Raw genomic sequence first — 1,139 nt, forward strand, 5'->3', positions numbered from 1 at the left:
CATTACCGAAATTAGTAAGTGAAGAGGAGAAAGCAAAGTATAATGAAAATCCGAGTAAGTGGCTAAAGGAAAATAATTATTCAATGCCGATAACAAGTGAACAGTTAAGTCAAATAAGAGGAAACTACCAAGAAGAAGTAAAAGATAACTTAATAGCAGAAGGCAAAGGGAAACTTTCAGATAATTGGATAATGAAAAAGTGGTTAAATGACGGACACGGAGCTTACACATATTACTCAGCAATATATGCAGGAGAAATAGATAAATTACTGAAAGATAGAGAAGGAGTAACAGAGTATAATAGAAGAGATTTTGAGAAAGAATATAATCAGGGTAGATATATTGATAAAGGTTTACCGAGTAATTATATAACGAATAGTATGAATGAGAGCATAAGAAGAGGAAAGTTGGGAGCATTGGATATAAGTGAGTATATAGAAAGTTTAAGAAATGGAGTTGGTTTAAGATGAAAAAAAGAATAATTCTGATGTTAATGTCAGTAATAGCATTGAATTCGTGTTATTATGCACAGCAGATAGCAGGAGATATAAAAGATGAGTATCAAACTGAAAAAACAAGAGAAAAAAATGGGGGGGGGGGAGCAATAGATAATGAAAAATATAAAGAAGGAGTATATGAAGCAATAAAAGACATTTCAAAAAGACCAGTAAACAAAAAAGTTCAATTTGAAGGAATAACACTAATATTGCCTCAAGGGACATCTATAAATCAAAAGTTAGGAAATTTGATAGACTCACAAACAGGTTATGGAATACCGATAATTTTTAGTAAAACTAATAGCTGTTCTAATGTTTTTTATCATAAGAAAATAAGTTTAAATAACTATTGTAGCTTATCATATAATAGGTATCTTTCAACTAATGAAATAGCTCAGAAAATAATAAAGGCTAATGGATTTACAAAGATGTGTAATTAATATGAAAGTCACCCCAACATTCAAATTATTTCAACGAAAAAAATACGGGAATGAGCGTAAAGAAAAATCACTGTTTGAACGAAGTGAGTTTGTGATTTTTTAGCGAATGAAGTGTTTTTGAGTATGAAATAATTTATGTTGGGAAGTTTTTTGTCAAACTTTTTTGCAAAAAAGTTTGGAGTTACCGATAGGAGACCATCAT

At 30.2% G+C, this 1,139-nt stretch carries 2 protein-coding genes; both read left to right on the plus strand.

Translation table 11 applies throughout. The features are described from left to right. Positions 1-470 (plus strand): hypothetical protein (locus tag EII29_RS12265; RefSeq protein ID WP_158612537.1); only part of this gene is annotated, 470 nt, incomplete at its 5' end. Next, complete coding sequence (locus EII29_RS12730; protein ID WP_199726085.1) at positions 467-937, plus strand: hypothetical protein; 471 nt, start codon at positions 467-469, stop codon at positions 935-937. The genes EII29_RS12265 and EII29_RS12730, both read left to right, overlap by 4 nt. Positions 938-1,139: the final 202 nt, after the last annotated feature.

It is taken from the genome of Leptotrichia sp. OH3620_COT-345, from assembly GCF_003932895.1.
In the GTDB taxonomy this organism is placed as follows: domain Bacteria; phylum Fusobacteriota; class Fusobacteriia; order Fusobacteriales; family Leptotrichiaceae; genus Pseudoleptotrichia.

Excerpts from the sequence above, each read along its gene's own strand:
- EII29_RS12730 (WP_199726085.1), top strand. The coding sequence starts at position 467 with ATGAAAAAAAGAATAATTCTGATGTTAATGTCAGTAATAGCATTGAAT.